We start from the raw sequence: 15,917 nt of genomic DNA, 5'->3' as shown, positions 1-15,917 counted from the left end.
GTTTTATCATGCACTTAAAGGAAAGAGAATCTTATTTCAACATCGGCTTTAAGAACTTCGCTGTATGCGACACTTTATTCTTAGCCACTTGCTCTGGCGTACCTTCGGCAATAATCATACCGCCGCCAGCACCACCTTCAGGACCTAAATCCACAATCCAATCGGCAGTTTTAATCACATCCAAGTTATGCTCAATCACCACGATGGTATTACCCTTATTACGTAGCTCATGCAGGATGTCGAGCAATTTAGCAATATCATGGAAGTGTAGACCTGTCGTCGGTTCATCAAGCACGTACAAGGTTTTACCTGTATCACGTTTTGCCAACTCACGAGCCAATTTCACACGCTGCGCTTCACCACCTGAAAGTGTGGTTGCAGACTGACCCAAACGGATATAGCCCAAGCCTACTTGGTTCAAGGTTTCCAAACGACGGTGAATCACAGGAATAGCGTCGAAGAAATGCATTGCATCTTCAACCGTCATTTCTAACACATCAGAAATGTTACGACCTTTATAACCAACTTCTAACGTTTCACGGTTATAGCGCTTGCCATGGCAGGCATCACAAGGCACATACATATCAGGTAAGAAATGCATTGCAACCTTAATCATCCCGTCACCTTCGCAGGCTTCACAGCGACCACCTTTCACGTTAAATGAGAAACGACCTGCCGCATAACCACGTGCTTTGGCTTCAGGAGTTTGCGCAAACAGTTCACGAATAGGTGTGAACAAACCGGTATATGTTGCAGGGTTTGAACGTGGTGTACGACCGATTGGGCTTTGGTCAATATCAACGACTTTATCGAGGAACTGTAAGCCATCAATCGAATCAAATTTCTCAGCCGTTAATGTGGTTGCACCATTCAATTGAGTCGCTGCAAGCGGCAATAATGTCCGGTTAATCAGCGTCGATTTACCTGAACCTGATACACCTGTCACACAGGTCATCACACCTAAAGGAATAGTCAAATCGACATTTTTCAGGTTATGACCCGCAGCGCCCATTAACTTAATTTGCTCTTCAGGTTTTGGCGGTTGTGTGCGTGTTTTCGGCACATCAATACTGAGCTTTCCTGATAGATATTGACCAGTTAATGAATCTGGATTTGCCAAAATTTCATCATACGTCCCTTCGGCAATCACATGACCGCCATGCACACCTGCACCGGGGCCAATATCAATAATATGGTCGGCGGCACGGATCGCATCTTCATCATGTTCTACAACTAATACGGTATTACCTAAGTCACGCAAACGTACTAGGGTTTCCAATAGGCGGTCATTATCACGCTGATGCAAACCAATAGAGGGTTCATCCAGCACGTACATTACGCCCATCAGGCCCGCGCCAATTTGCGAAGCCAAACGAATACGCTGAGCTTCACCACCCGACAGTGTTTCTGCCGAACGCGATAAACTTAAATAGTTCAAACCGACAGAGACTAGGAAGTGCAAACGTTCACGAATCTCTTTGAAAATCTTGTCAGCAATTTCGCCTTTGGCACCGCTTAAGTTGAGGTCTTGATAATAGCTTTCAGCATCGCCAATCGACATCTTGGTGATTTGCGCGATGGTTTTATCTTTAACTCGGACATGACGTGAAATTTCATTGAGACGTGAGCCACCGCAAGCATCACATGCGGCATTGGATAAATACTGTGCTAAATCCTCACGCACATAGTTCGACTCCGTTTCACGATAGCGACGCTCTAGGTGAGGTAGAATCCCTTCAAAGGCTTGCACACGTTTGTGCGAACGACCACGTTCATCAATATAGCTGAGGTCAACTTTTTCCTTGCCTGTACCATAAAGGAATTTCTTTTTGGTCTCGGCATCGAGTTCATTCCACGGTGTGTCTAAAGAATAACCAAAATGATCAGCGACTTTCTGAATCATACTATAGTAATACGGACGTTGACGGTCCCAACCGCGAATCGCCCCTTGGCTAATCGAAACTTCATTATTGGGAATCAATTTGTCAGCACTAAAATGGCTGCGTGTGCCTAAACCATCACAAACAGGGCAGGCACCGAATGGATTATTGAAGGAAAATAGCCGTGGTTCAAGTTCGCCAACGGCACGTTCACATTCAGGGCAAGAGTGCTTAGCAGAAAATACGCGATCTTCTTGTTCGCCTTTCATCCACGACAAAATGGCAATATCGCCGCCCATGCGTAAAGCCGTTTCAAAGCTTTCTGCAATACGGTTACCGAGGTCATCACGAACTTTAAAACGGTCAACAACGACTTCGATGGTGTGCTTTTTCTTTTTGTCTAATTCGGGTGGTGTGTCGATATCAATAACTTCACCATCGACACGGGCACGGACAAAACCCTGACCTTGTAATTGTTCAAATAAGTTGGTGTATTCACCCTTACGGTCACGGACCACAGGGGCAAGCAACATAAGCGCCGTACCTTCTTCTAGACCTTTGACGGTATCAACCATTTCAGACACAGTCTGAGCCACCATCGGGAGGTCATGTTCAGGACAATACGGCGTGCCGACACGGGCATAGAGTAGACGTAAATAGTCGTAAATTTCGGTGATTGTTCCCACTGTTGAGCGTGGGTTGTGGCTCGTTGATTTTTGTTCGATGGCAATCGCAGGACTCAAGCCTTCAATCGAGTCAACTTCGGGCTTTTCCATTTGTGAAAGGAATTGGCGTGCATAGGCAGATAAGGATTCAACATAGCGACGTTGACCTTCAGCATACAAGGTATCAAAAGCCAAAGAGGACTTCCCTGAACCAGAAAGACCCGTAATGACCACAAACTTGTCGCGTGGAATATCGAGTGACACATTTTTTAAGTTATGGGTACGTGCGCCTCGAATACGGATATGGCTTTGGCTCATGCAAGGGGTCCTAAAATATTCATCGAAAAACCTATATATGATAGCGCATGAAAAATGTTCAAGTGTAATTTAAACCTAGATTTATGCGTGACTTTGTGAGAAAAATGGCCGAATCAAAATATAGCTGTCTGTGCCGATGCCCTAAAACATCCGCAAATCAGCAATCTAGGACTTTTAACATGAAATGGCAACTTCATCTCAATCCAACATTAGGTGTGATGGGTTTATTGATGTGTAGTGTGTTTTTGAGTGCATGTACCCCGAACCAAACACCGAAAGCGCAAAAATATGACAGCTTAGAACAAGCAACTTTGGCGCTGAATACCGAAAGTGAAAAAATTGATCTGTATATTGCGAAATTAGGTCAAGCCAAAACAGAAGCTGAAAAAAAGCAGCTGGCTTGCGAAAAAATTCCTCAACAGTTTGATTTGGTTTTGGCAATTGTTGAAAACAATCAACATTTGATGAGTGCTGAAGATTTAAAAGTTCAAGCGCAGTTTAAGCACATGGCTGAGCAACAAAAAGCGCGCTTTACATCTAGCCTGTGGTGTAAAGGTGCATAAATATAAAAGCGCTGTGACTGTTTTGAGTTCATCGTTTAAATCTCCTGTGTCATGCGCATAACAATCCATTGGAAAATCTCAGGACTATCGCAGAAAAGGCGTAAAATGCAGTTTTCTCGAAACTATAGAATGCCATGTTGTCCTTATTTCTCAAAAGCTTAATGGGTGCCTTTGTTGTGGTATTAATTGCTTTGCTGTCTAAAAGTAAGGCGTTTTATATTGCAGGTTTGGTTCCATTGTTTCCGACTTTTGCGTTGATTGCTCATGTAATTGTGGCAAATGATCAGGGTGCAGCCGCATTACAAAAAACTGCACTGTTTGGACTCTGGTCTCTCATCCCCTATTTCATTTATTTATTGATGGTGTACCTGCTCGCTACACGTATGAGCTTAACGGCATGTTTGAGTGTAGCAACGTTGAGTTGGGTGCTTGCTGCAGCTGTTTTGATTTATGCATGGCAGAGTTTTCAGTAAGCATCAAAAGCCTATATCGGTGTTGATTCAGATCAATTTTTTATGGGTTCTAGATCATTTATAAAACAATAGATTTGGCTAAAATTATGATGAATTTCCAATCGTTAAATGTGTGATTTTAAATGTAAGTATTTGAATAATTAATTATAATTCTGACAGAACAGCAAATAATCATGATAAGAGCAAATAATGTTAAAACAATTTTGGGTGATCATCTGCCTCATGTTTTCAAGCCAGATCCTGTGGGCTGAAGACAGTCAAATCCTCGCGTTTGAACAGTTTATTGACCCTGCAGCCGAGCAGCGTTATAGCGTGAGCGTGCCTGCGGTCGGGCAAAATGAACAGCTATGGTCTGTGGTATATATGGTGCTGCAAACCAACCAAGTCCCTGACAACACCGTATTAGACTTTAAAGTCGTTCCCCAAGGCTTATTGTTGAAAAATAATCCTGCACAAAAAATACAAGAGTATGCTTTTGACGGCGTACAGTTGGCACAGAAAAAAGACTATGTACTGTCCCAATTCTCCGATTTGAGTGAACAACTGGAAGATCAAACTGGCAAGAAAGTGCAGGATGCATCAATCTTTGATATTAGTCGTGCCCATGTATATGCCCGCGTAGAAGATTGGGTGCCTGACTATAATGCACAAGCTACTCAACTGAATATTGAACTGGGTAAACTCAATGAAATGCAGGTGAAAGGGCTGTATTTCATTTTAGGCAAAGGTGAAAAGCCCAAAGATTTATTGGCCATTACTCAACTTGATCCGATGATCAAATCACAATTTCATTCAGAAGAAATGCAGGAACGCAAAGCAGCGCGCAGTGAATTGCGTGAAGCACGTTTGGCGATTTTTTTGGTGATTATCGCGATGGGGATTTTCCTCGGATGGTATCGTTTTAAACGCTAATGCCTGAAATGATCGTGCAAGGTCATTTGAACCGAATCCAACCGTATAAAAAAGGATCTAAAAGCAATTTTAGATCCTTAATTTTTTATACAGTTTAAATCAAAGGTTTATTCTACAGGCCATGTGCGCTGTTGATACGCGCTGTCCCAGAACATCCATTCTAATTTTGCGCCGTTCGTGTAAGCGGCATGCATTTTTTCACGTGTATCTGCATCACAGCGGGCTGCCACTCGATCAATGGTTTGAATCACGTTTTGCACAGCAGTATTGAAGTCTTCACCTGAGTAGGTGTCGATCCATGCTTGGTAAGGGTTATTAGGCACAGATTGGCTGACAATGGCTTTGCCGACTTCAGCATAGATCCAAAAGCAAGGCAGGAGTGAGGCAAGGACCACAGGGTAACTTTCTGACCATGCTGTCGCTGTTAGAAATGAAGTGTAATGATGGCAGGCAAGGGTCAGTGGAGTATTTTCAAACTGTTCTTTGCTAATGTTGAAACCTTGCATAAAGTCATTGTGCAGACTGCGTTCCACCACGATGGCAATTTTTGCCGCTTCAGAAAACTGAATCACATCGTCGGCATCAAATGCCTTGGCTGCACACACTGCAAGCGCACGACCATAGGCCAATAAATAATGGGCATCCTGAATGACATAGTGGCAAAAGGCATCGCGGCTTAAGCTACCCTGAGCCAATTCCTGATTAAACGGTAGATGGAGAATCTGCTGATATAACGCGGTATTACGTTGCCAAACTTCTTCAGAAAAACGCATTGAACATTCCTGTCGTTAAAAATGAAAGACGGGTCTACACCATGATGCGATGTAATTGAGAGCCTCCATCTTAGAGTGTTTATTCAAAATGTAACGAATAATTTTTGGTTTCAATCCTGAAAAGCGGCATAATTGCGCCATAAACTTAGCTTCAAACTGGGTATTCCCTCATTTTGAAATCTTATTGAATGAATAGGTCGATCTATCATGATGAAACATTTTGGTTTCTCAATCGTCTTTACGATCGTGTGTCTTGCCATTTCTGCATATTGGGGTCTGAATCATGGCCCAAATGCAGGTGTGCAAGCCATGCTGACAGCACTGACCATTACTGCAATTTTGGCAGTGATGGAAGTATCATTGTCATTTGATAACGCTGTAGTGAATGCATCGGTACTCCGTGGTTGGGATCATTTCTGGAAAATGATTTTCTTAACCGTCGGGATCGTGATTGCTGTATTCGGTATGCGTTTGATTTTCCCAATCGTCATTGTTGCTGTAACGGCTGACATGGGCGCTATGGAAGTGGTGCAATTGGCATTGAATAATCCAATTGAATACTCTGCAAAATTGATGGCACATCATGCAGAAATTGCGGCCTTTGGTGGTGCTTTCTTATTGTTGGTATTCCTGAACTTCTTCTTAGATGAAGGGAAAGATACCCATTGGTTCCGTTGGCTAGAGCGCCGTTTGGCCAATCTTGCAAACGTTCCTGCGATGTCCGTGTTTATTGCCCTAATTGCGTTATTGGTAATGGCAGCAAACGTGGCCGAAGCCTCTCGTCTAGCGGTAGTGATGGCAGGTATCTGGGGGATCGTGGTGTATATCGGTGTCCAAGTACTGAGTCATTTATTGGGTGGTGAACCTGAAGTTGATGAAAACGGTAATGCGGTTGGACATGACGCAAATGGCGTACCGACGGGCGTGATCAAAGCAGGTTTTGGTGGTTTCCTTTACCTTGAAGTACTCGATGCCTCATTCAGTTTTGATGGTGTGATTGGTGCATTTGCGATTACCTCTGATGTCGTAATCATTATGCTCGGTCTTGCTATTGGTGCTATGTTCGTGCGTTCAATGACCATTTACTTAGTGGATAAAGGCACCTTAGATGCTTATATCTTCCTTGAACATGGTGCGCATTATGCGATTGGTGCTTTGGCCTTCATTATGTTGGCAAGTGGCACAGGTCTTCATGTCCCTGAAGTGGTAACGGGTCTAATTGGTGTGGCATTTATTGTTTGGGCTGTGATTGCCTCAATTCAATATAAAAAGCGTCAAGAAAATTTAGGCTAATTTAAATTTGCCTAAAATCTCCCAAAAAGCGCAGCATCAGCTGCGCTTTTTATTTGTCCAATCATCAGGATATTTAAAATCAATAAAAATCCTGCTTCGCTTTAAGCTGAATGTCCTATAATCCCATTCCAAGATTAATGAATTTTTAACCAGCTATGATGAATGCTCTTGAACGACGCTCAACTTTTGCTTTGAGTAGTATTTTCGCCTTACGTATGCTGGGGCTGTTCATGATTATTCCTGTTTTCTCTGTGGCAGGTCAGCAATATGCAGGGGCAACACCAGCACTTATTGGTTTAGCGGTGGGTGTTTATGGTTTAACTCAAGCGATTTTACAGATCCCGTTTAGTCTAATTGCAGACCGTTATAGTCGTAAACCGTTGGTGGTAATTGGGCTGCTGTTGTTTGCTTTAGGCGGTGCAATTGCGGCGATGTCCGATAGCATCTATGGCGTAATTATCGGGCGTGCGATTGCCGGTGGTGGTGCTGTATCTGCCGTAGTGATGGCTTTGTTAGCCGATGTCACACGTGAAGAACAGCGTACTAAAGCCATGGCCATGATGGGGATGAGTATCGGTTTGTCCTTTGTGGTCGCGTTCAGCCTTGGGCCTTGGCTCACAGGTTTAGTCGGCATCTCGGGTTTATTTTGGGTGACCACCATCATGGGACTTGCCGCGATTGCGATGTTGCTATTGGTACCGAAAGTAACGCGTCATCATAAAAATTTTCAACAAGGTTATCTGACGCAGTTAAAGCAAGTACTGAAAATGCCTGATCTAAATCGTTTACATGTTTCAGTCTTTTCATTGCATTTACTGCTCACAGCGATGTTTATCTATGTGCCGTCTCAGTTGATTGACTTCGCCAATATTCCCTTGCATTCGCATGGTCTGGTGTATTTGCCGCTTTTGGTCGTGAGCCTGTTTTTTGCATTTCCAAGTATTATTTTGGCGGAAAAATATCGCAAAATGCGCGGCATTTTCTTGACCGCCATTGGTGGCATTATTTTAGGATTGGGCATCTTAATTTTTGGTTTCGAATCAAAATATATTTTGCTGACAGGCTTAGGTTTATTCTTTATCGCATTTAATGTGATGGAGGCATTATTACCGTCATGGTTATCGAAAGCAGCTCCAATTCAATCCAAAGCGACTGCCATGGGGGTGAACGCCAGCAGTCAGTTTCTGGGGGCATTTTTTGGTGGTATGATTGGTGGGCAACTTCTGTTGCTAAATGATACGGCAATGGGATGGGGCATCCTGACAGCGCTAGCCATTTTATGGTTGATCATTAGTTTTGGGTTGGCTCAGCCGCGTTATTTATCGTCTATGGTGTTTAGTTTGCCTGAAGATAAAGAAACGGATGAATGGACTTCTCAGCTTTTAGCAATTCGTGGTATTGAAGAAGTTGTGGTGATGTCTGACCAGCAAGTGGCTTATGTAAAAGTGGATAAGCAGCAGATGGATGAATCTGCGCGACAACATTTAACGCACTTGTTAGGGAAAGAGGTAGCCATTTAACCATAACTCTTATAAAGTAAATAATAGAAACAAATAGGAAGAATACGTCTGATGCGTGGTGTAAATAAGGTCATTTTAGTTGGTACTTTGGGTCGTGACCCTGAAACAAAAACTTTCCCAAATGGTGGTTCTCTCACTCAGTTCTCAATTGCAACGAGTGATTCATGGACAGATAAAAATACAGGTGAACGTAAAGAGCAAACAGAATGGCACCGTATTGTGTTACATAACCGCTTAGGTGAAATTGCACAGCAATATTTGCGCAAAGGTTCTAAAGTGTATATTGAAGGTTCATTACGTACTCGTCAGTGGACAGATCAAGGCGGTCAAGAGCGTTACACGACTGAAATTCGTGGTGAACAAATGCAAATGCTTGACAATAATCGCCAACAAGGCGAACAAGGTCAAGGCGGTGATTTTGGTCAGCCTCGTTTTAATAATCAACAAGGTGGTTATAACAATAACCAAAACCAAGGTGGCTACGGTAATAGCTCAAACCAAGGCGGTTATGGCAATAACCAACCGGCTCAAGGCAATAGCTATGGCAATAACAACCCAGGTGGTTTTGCGCCAAAACAACAGCCTGCACCGACACCGGCTCCTGCAGCAGCAGATTTAGATGACGACTTACCGTTTTAATGAACCTTAAACACAGCGTTTAAAACGGTAGATCATCATCAAAAAAAGCCCTCAATCTTGAGGGTTTTTTTATGTGTATCTAAATGTTTGCCAGTACTGTGTTCAGCATTGAGCGAATAGATTATTGATTGGTAGCGTCGATTAAAATCTAATATTAATATAAATAATAAATCTAAAAATCCGATAGTTTTTATAAAAAAGTTCGGTTTTACCTATGATTTGATAAGTCGTATTCTAGCTTCAACAGATAAGCAATCCCTGAAATGAGTTAGAGGAATATCAAATGAGTTTAATTAATACTGAAGTAAAACCATTTAACGCTACCGCTTACCAAGACGGTCAATTTATTGAAGTTTCAGAAAAAGACTTTTACGGTAAATGGTCTGTGGTGTTTTTCTATCCTGCTGACTTTACTTTTGTATGTCCAACAGAATTAGGCGATCTTGCTGATCACTATGCTGAATTCAAAAAAATGGGCGTAGAAATTTATTCAGTATCTACTGATACACACTTTACGCATAAAGCTTGGCACGATTCTTCTGAAGAAATTAAGAAAATCGAATACCCAATGGTTGGCGATCCAACTTGGACACTTGCGAAAAACTTTGATGTTTTAATTGAAGCGGATGGTCTTGCTGACCGTGGTACTTTCGTAATTGACCCTGAAGGTAAAATCCAAATCGTTGAAATCAATGCAGGTGGTATTGGTCGTGATGCTTCTGAATTGATGCGTAAAGTAAAAGCTGCTCAATATGTACATGCACACCCAGGTGAAGTATGTCCTGCAAAATGGAAAGAAGGTGAAGCGACGCTTGCACCATCGATCGACCTTGTGGGTAAAATCTAATTTGGTGATCCAACCGTAGATTTAAAAAAGCCAGAACTCAGTTCTGGCTTTTTTGTGGTTTAGATCATTAGACTAAATAGCCATCATGTTCTGGAGCATAGCCACGAACTCCATCGACTAAATAGTCAATTAATCTTTCCATGACTAGGCGTTGACCTTTGCGCGAAGCATATACCAATTGCACCGTACCGACATTTGAGCACCATTCGGGGAAGAGGTGAATTAAACGACCTGCCTCAATATCTGCTTGCACGGTTAAATAGGGTAAGTCTGCAATGCCTAAACCATCGAGTGCTGCATAATAAGTACCGGCTAAGTCATTGCTTTTAATCCGAGGCTGTAAGGCAATTTCAATCTGTTCTTGCTGTCCCGTATGATGCAAATGCCATTGATAGCGGTTTTTCTGTGTGCCCAAAACGATACTCGGAAATTCTGTCAATTCGGTAATATGCTTTAACTCGCGTCCTTGTAAAAGTTCAGGACTAATCACTAAGCAATGCACGGTTTTAATCACGTCACGTACAATAATACTCGAGTCTTCATTCTTACTAAAATTGGTGCGAATCGCCAAATCAATGTCGTCATGTAAGACATCCACACGGCGGCTAGACAGCTCGAGTTCGACCTGAACTTTGGGATGATCTTTTAAAAACTGATTTAACAAAGGGCGAATTTGATGTTCCATCATGACCGGTGGACAGCTAATTTTAACCAAGCCTTCAAGTTCACTTTTTTGCTTCAAGAGCACCTGATGCGCACATTCGACTTGTTCGATCACTTTTATGCATTCTTCATACAATTCTTGGCCTAATGTCGTGACCTTAAAGTGTCGGGTAGAACGCTGAATAAGGGTGACATTATATTTGGCTTCAAGATCTAAAATGCGTCGGCTTAATTTTGATTTTGTAATATTCGATGCTTCACTTGCAGCGCTAAAACCGCCATGTTTCACCACCAAGTAAAAGTAGTAATAGTCATCAAATGAATGCATGGATCACCTTATGCAGTGAAAAATTATTTCAATTCCAATTATCATACGTCAATTTATACATCAGGTATAAAAAAAGCGGCTCGAAGCCGCTTTTTACTACTGGAGGATTATTTCTTTTCAGTATTTTGCGTATAGCTGTTGATGAGGTTACGGTAGTCTGGAATATGATTGCCGAAAAGCGCACCTAAACCTTCAATATCATTACGCCAGTCACGGTGTAATTCACACGCGGTACCAAACCACGTCATGAGCTGTGCACCCGCTTGCGTCATACGTTCCCACGCTGAGTCGCGGGTTAAATGGTTGAAAGTACCTGAAGCATCGGTCACCACAAAGACGTCAAAGTCTTCTTCTAAAGCAGACAAGGTTGGGAATGCCACACAAACCTCAGTCACTACACCGGCAATAATCAATTGTTTTTTGCCGGTTGCTTTGACTGCTTTCACAAAATCTTCATTATCCCAAGCATTAATTTGACCTGGTCGTGCAATATAAGGTGCGTCAGGGAACATTTCTTTGAGTTCTGGAACCAATGGCCCGTTTGGACCTTGTTCAAAACTGGTGGTGAGAATTGTTGGAAGATTAAAATATTTAGCAGCTGCAGCAAGTGCGAGCACATTATTTTTAAATTTATCTGGATCAATATCGCGAACCAATGAAAGTAGACCCGTTTGATGGTCAACTAAAAGTACCGCGGCATTGTCTTTGTCTAGACGAACGTAAGGTTTGCCCATTTTATTGTCCTCTTTCCTGTTTGCAAGTACGCAGAATCAGATGAAGTCTGCGTGTTAACTCGATTTAGCATAGCTATAAAAATGGGATAATGGAATGGATTTAAATGAGAAAAACAATCATAAAATTGGGATAATTTATTGTTGAATATGACTTAAACCCCTATATTTTTCAAATCAATGCTGGTTTTTGAGTAAATTTTAGATTGTATTAATGATTATTGTTCTATATTTGAGATATAGAATGCTATCTGGATGATGGTCAGTAAGTATTTCAAAGTTTAAAATTAGCGCTATGTTCATCCTATCGTATGAATATAGGAGCTAAGAAATGAAAAAAGTAATTGGTGTTTATCGTAATCAGCAAATGCACTGGGTGGGCGATGGTTTTCCAGTCAAAAGCTTATTTTCCTATGATCGTCTAGGTCAGGCGATTAGCCCATTTTTGCTTTTGGATTATGCAGCACCTTATCAGTTCGATCCCACCACTGCACAGCATGGCGTGGGTTCACATCCACATCGTGGTTTTGAAACCGTGACTATCGCCTACAGCGGTGAAGTGACTCATAAAGACTCAAGTGGTGGTGGCGGCACAATTCAAACGGGTGATGTGCAATGGATGACCGCAGGTTCGGGTTTGGTACATGAAGAATTTCATTCGCCTGAATTTGCTCAAGCAGGTGGTCTTTTTGAGATGGTTCAATTGTGGGTGAATTTACCGGCAAAAGACAAAATGACTCAGCCTCGTTATCAAGCGATCACGCGCCAAGATATTCCACGCATAGACATGGATGAAGGTGCAGGCCATATTCGGGTGATTGCCGGTGAAATGGGTGGTCACCTTGGGCCAGCACAGACCTTTAGTCCAGTGAATGTCTGGGATGGTGAGTTAAAAGCTCAATATGAAACCACCTTACATGTACCTGAAGGGCATAACACCATTTTGGTGGTCTTGAAGGGTGAGGTTGTGGTGAATGAAAGCCATAAAGTGCAAGACAGTTCGATGGTCATGTTTGCCAAAGACGATATCGCCATCCAGCTACAAGCGTTGCAGGACACACAATTTCTGTTACTTAGCGGTGAGCCACTAAATGAGCCGATTCAAGGTTATGGCCCATTTGTGATGAATAGCAAAGCTGAAATCATTCAAGCCTTTGATGATTTCAATAACGGAAAATTTGGTGAAATTGCACTGGCGCATGAAGCTTAAGCGAAAATCATGCCGTTGAAATAGCCGAAAAAAAAGCCTCTGAATAGTCAGAGGCTTTTTTATTGAGCGCTGTAGTATTTATAGTTGTCATGATTTAAATATCATTTTACTTTTTATAAATTGTGATGAATTTATCACTTTCTTATGTGGCGCATCTTAGCGAGACTTGGCTTTAAAGTAAACCGAAAGTTATAAAAATGGTTAATTTAATTGTTTGGTTTTATAGAGTAATTAAAATTTTAAAGAAAAATATGTTTAAAAAACAAAGCTTAAATTGTGTGCTTTTTGACTGTAAATATTTGTAAATTTAACTTAAAAACGGCTGTACTGAAATCCATACAAAAAGTGCGAATCTGGTATTTTTTAATAGCTATTTTTAACTTCTGATCAGTCATACTTTTAAACTGTGTTTTATAGATGGAAAAGAAAATTGGAAATTGCAGTCATCGGTAGTGGCATGGCTGGGCTGGCTACCGCAAGAATTCTTAAAGACGCAGGGCATAACATTACAATTTTCGAAGCTCTGCCTGGTCGTGGTATGGATAGCCACAGCACTGAGTTTGAAGGTGGCTTGATCGATGCCCCTTTGCGTGTGATGAATCCACACCTCTGGAAAAATACCTTAAGTTTGGCGACCCATTTAGGGATTAAAACTTTCCCAGTCCGTACCTATATGGCATGCAGTTGGCTATTTGAAGATCGTACAGAAACGTGGTTGACCACTAGTCGTAGCCGTATTGGTAATTTCCCAATTATTAATAACCGTAAAGGCTTACAACAATATGGCTGGCGTTTAGTCAAAGGAATGTTGCAACTCAAAGCTGCGATCACTCGATTTTTTAAATCAAAAAATCAGGACATCACGCTTGCCGAGTTCATTAATAAAAATGAAATTGAAGAAGTATTTTGGCATGGTGCGGTCATGCCTGTGTTGTATACCATTTGCACTTGTAACCCGAAAACGATTGGCGAATGGCCTGCGAAACCGCTGTTGATTTTCTTGCGTCAATTGACCAATGGTGATGCCTTGTTGCGTATCCAAGGCGGTACACCTGCGTTGGTTGATAAACTGATTGAAGGTTTAAATATTCAAAGTGGTACGGCAATTACCAAAGTGCACGAGCAAGACGATAAAGTCTTGGTGGAAACTGAGGCCGGAGCACATCATCTATTCGATCGCGTGGTTGTTGCGACACCAACCACCAAAACGGAAGAATTTTTAGATCCAACCCAGTTTGCTGATGATATTGAGCTCTTAAAGAAATTTAAATTTGAGCAAGGTCAGTTGGTGATTCACACCGATCAAACCGTGATGCCGCCGAAGCGTAAAGATTGGTCTGTACTAAGTTATATGATGGACCGTAAATTTACCCGTCAGCAATTTACCGTGTGGCTGAACTCAATCGAGCCGAGCTTGGTGGGTAAAACTCCAGTGTTCCAAACTTGGCAGCCAGTGACACCGATTGATCCTAAAAAAGTGATCTCTTCGGTTAGTTTGACACGCGCAGTGGTGGATTCTCATACCGTGGCGCTGAATAAAGAGTTACAGCAACGACATTTATCGCCTGAGCGTAAAGTCTTCTTTTGTGGCTCATGGTCTTGCGATGGTCTGCCGATTTTAGAGTCCGCGGTAACGTCTGCTATGCATATTGCAGAAATTTTTGGTGCGCCATTGCCGTTTGTGGGTTTAAAACCTAAAGTGGAGGTTGCCCCTCAACTCGGTTACTAACATGAAATGGCTTCAAGCAATTCGTCAGTACGTCCCTAGCCATAAATATGCGATTAACAGTCGACTACTCGGAGATGATTCGGAGCTTGCTTGGAGCAATTTGGGCTATTGGGATGATGCAAAATCATCCTATCCTGCAGCCTGTCAAAAACTCGCTTTCCATCTTGCCGAATCCATTCAATTAAAATCTACAGATCGTGTTTTAGACCTTGGTTGTGGGCAGGGCGCGAGCTTGGTTTTTTGGATGGAACATTTTCAAATTCAAAACTTATCCGCAGTCGAATTGCAAACCGAATGTGTGGAAAAAATCCAAAAAAGTTTAAATTCAAAAATCAAAATACAACAAGATTCATTTTTGAATTTAAAAAATATTTATCCACAAAACTGTATGGATGCCGTACTGTGTATTGATGCTGCGTATCATAGTGATTTGAATTTATTGCTTTTATCAGTTGTTAATGTTTTGAATTTAAAGGGACGCTTTGCTTTTCACTATTTGATGTTGTCCGATGAGTTTTTGAATTTAAATTCAGTGCAACGATTGAAATATCAAAGTCTGTTGAAAGCAGCAGATGTGAATTTGAAAAATTTAAATTCAAAGCAAAATTTACAACACCAAGTGCAACAGGCAGGTTTCGAAAATATCCAGATTGAAGATATCAGCGAATTCGTATTTCAGGGTTTTGCCGATTATATTCAAGAACAAAAAAGTCAGATGAGCCTGAGTTATGTGGATCAATTCAAAATCAAGATGACGGCAAAATTGTGTGAGAAGTTGTATCGAGACGGGCTGATTCGTTATGTGCAGATTAACGCGAGGAAGCCATAAAAGAGCGGCTCTAAAAACATCAAAGCCTCACTAAAAAGCGAGGCTAAGAAATGGTGCCGGCACACGGATTCGAACTGTGGACCTACTGATTACAAGTCAGTTGCTCTACCAACTGAGCTATGCCGGCGTTGTGGAATGCATTCTACAGATTTTTTGAAGTGGTGCAAGTTAAAAAACAGCAAATCGAATGTAATTTATACGTTTGATTTATTCAGCATTCGACCGATGTTTGGCTCTAAAAACCAGAGAAATAAAATTAGGTAATATTTCGCCCACAAGATGTGGGCGAAAAAGTAGGATAGATGAACGTTGGGTGCTATTTCATTCTTAAAATTTGGTCTAGATCCTGTGCGCATTCTTCAAGTGTATATGCCATCTCCAGTTGCATTTGGGGGCGGAGTTCATTGGCGAGCTTTCGCCATTCGTCAATCAGACGCTGTGCTTTTTGAATTTTATGTTTATTGATGTCTTTGGCAAGGGTTGGGGTATAGCCACCACGTTTGGCGTTCTTGATCTGCTTAACATAATTCTGGCTGTTATTCAT

The 15,917-nt window shown here is 41.8% G+C and carries 15 protein-coding genes and 1 tRNA gene; 10 read left to right on the top strand and 6 right to left on the bottom strand.

Translation table 11 applies throughout. From position 1 onward, the window contains the following. Positions 1-31: 31 nt before the first annotated feature. Positions 32-2,863 (bottom strand): excinuclease ABC subunit UvrA, encoded by a 2,832-nt coding sequence (gene uvrA / locus FTU75_RS12885; RefSeq protein WP_111884493.1) that lies wholly within the window; start codon positions 2,861-2,863, stop codon positions 32-34. Positions 2,864-3,042: 179 nt separating this feature from the next. Between uvrA and FTU75_RS12880 the strand changes: the two genes are divergently transcribed. From FTU75_RS12880 to FTU75_RS12870, 3 genes are all read left to right on the top strand, one after another. Beyond that, the gene (locus FTU75_RS12880; RefSeq protein WP_257221437.1) at positions 3,043-3,426 is read left to right on the top strand and encodes a hypothetical protein; all 384 of its coding nucleotides are present in this window, start codon (positions 3,043-3,045) and stop codon (positions 3,424-3,426) included. A 134-nt stretch (positions 3,427-3,560) separates the two neighbouring features. Next, the gene (locus tag FTU75_RS12875) at positions 3,561-3,899 is read left to right on the top strand and encodes a GlpM family protein (protein ID WP_078190528.1); all 339 of its coding nucleotides are present in this window, start codon (positions 3,561-3,563) and stop codon (positions 3,897-3,899) included. 189 nt (positions 3,900-4,088) lie between these two features. Continuing rightward, on the top strand, positions 4,089-4,811 hold the full coding sequence (locus tag FTU75_RS12870; protein ID WP_180116129.1) for a hypothetical protein: 723 nt from the start codon (positions 4,089-4,091) through the stop codon (positions 4,809-4,811). A gap of 107 nt (positions 4,812-4,918) precedes the next feature. Here FTU75_RS12870 and tenA read toward each other — a convergent pair whose 3' ends face one another. Then, positions 4,919-5,584, bottom strand: a complete 666-nt coding sequence (tenA, locus tag FTU75_RS12865) for a thiaminase II (RefSeq protein ID WP_078193179.1) — start codon at positions 5,582-5,584, stop codon at positions 4,919-4,921. 207 nt (positions 5,585-5,791) lie between these two features. Between tenA and FTU75_RS12860 the strand changes: the two genes are divergently transcribed. The 4 genes from FTU75_RS12860 to ahpC all read left to right on the top strand — a co-directional run bounded on the left by FTU75_RS12860 (position 5,792) and on the right by ahpC (position 9,883). After that, positions 5,792-6,877 (top strand): DUF475 domain-containing protein, encoded by a 1,086-nt coding sequence (locus tag FTU75_RS12860; RefSeq protein ID WP_180035454.1) that lies wholly within the window; start codon positions 5,792-5,794, stop codon positions 6,875-6,877. A 155-nt stretch (positions 6,878-7,032) separates the two neighbouring features. After that, a complete protein-coding gene (locus FTU75_RS12855) occupies positions 7,033-8,397 on the top strand; it encodes an MFS transporter (protein ID WP_180035455.1) in 1,365 nt (454 codons plus the stop codon). A gap of 51 nt (positions 8,398-8,448) precedes the next feature. Beyond that, positions 8,449-9,036 (top strand): single-stranded DNA-binding protein, encoded by a 588-nt coding sequence (gene ssb / locus FTU75_RS12850; RefSeq protein ID WP_078193176.1) that lies wholly within the window; start codon positions 8,449-8,451, stop codon positions 9,034-9,036. 283 nt (positions 9,037-9,319) lie between these two features. After that, complete coding sequence (gene ahpC, locus FTU75_RS12845; protein WP_078190520.1) at positions 9,320-9,883, top strand: alkyl hydroperoxide reductase subunit C; 564 nt, start codon at positions 9,320-9,322, stop codon at positions 9,881-9,883. A gap of 67 nt (positions 9,884-9,950) precedes the next feature. Here the strand turns inward: ahpC and FTU75_RS12840 are convergent, their stop codons facing one another. Then, positions 9,951-10,874, bottom strand: coding sequence for a LysR substrate-binding domain-containing protein (locus FTU75_RS12840; protein ID WP_180025069.1), 924 nt, complete (start codon positions 10,872-10,874; stop codon positions 9,951-9,953). Between the two features lie 107 nt (positions 10,875-10,981). Further along, positions 10,982-11,608 carry an isochorismate family cysteine hydrolase YcaC gene (ycaC, locus tag FTU75_RS12835; protein ID WP_078193174.1) on the bottom strand — a complete coding sequence of 209 codons (627 nt, stop codon included), beginning with the start codon at positions 11,606-11,608 and terminating at the stop codon, positions 10,982-10,984. A 328-nt stretch (positions 11,609-11,936) separates the two neighbouring features. Here ycaC and FTU75_RS12830 point away from each other — a divergent pair, with 328 nt between their 5' ends. From FTU75_RS12830 to FTU75_RS12820, 3 genes are all read left to right on the top strand, one after another. After that, positions 11,937-12,815: a pirin family protein gene (locus tag FTU75_RS12830; protein ID WP_078190517.1), complete on the top strand. Its 879-nt coding sequence runs from the start codon at positions 11,937-11,939 to the stop codon at positions 12,813-12,815. 430 nt (positions 12,816-13,245) lie between these two features. Then, positions 13,246-14,544, top strand: a complete 1,299-nt coding sequence (locus FTU75_RS12825) for an FAD-dependent oxidoreductase (RefSeq protein WP_180035457.1) — start codon at positions 13,246-13,248, stop codon at positions 14,542-14,544. Position 14,545: 1 nt separating this feature from the next. Continuing rightward, positions 14,546-15,373, top strand: coding sequence for a cyclopropane-fatty-acyl-phospholipid synthase family protein (locus tag FTU75_RS12820; RefSeq protein WP_180116128.1), 828 nt, complete (start codon positions 14,546-14,548; stop codon positions 15,371-15,373). Positions 15,374-15,424: 51 nt separating this feature from the next. Here FTU75_RS12820 and FTU75_RS12815 read toward each other — a convergent pair. Beyond that, positions 15,425-15,500 (bottom strand) — tRNA-Thr (locus FTU75_RS12815). Between the two features lie 189 nt (positions 15,501-15,689). Further along, the gene (locus FTU75_RS12810; RefSeq protein ID WP_078190515.1) at positions 15,690-15,917 is read right to left on the bottom strand and encodes a hypothetical protein; all 228 of its coding nucleotides are present in this window, start codon (positions 15,915-15,917) and stop codon (positions 15,690-15,692) included.

The organism is Acinetobacter sp. YH12140 (genome assembly GCF_013418475.1).
GTDB classification, from domain to species: Bacteria; Pseudomonadota; Gammaproteobacteria; order Pseudomonadales; family Moraxellaceae; genus Acinetobacter; species Acinetobacter amyesii.
The sequence above is the reverse complement of the archived record's forward strand: the minus strand, read 5'-3'. Positions and strand labels throughout refer to the sequence as shown.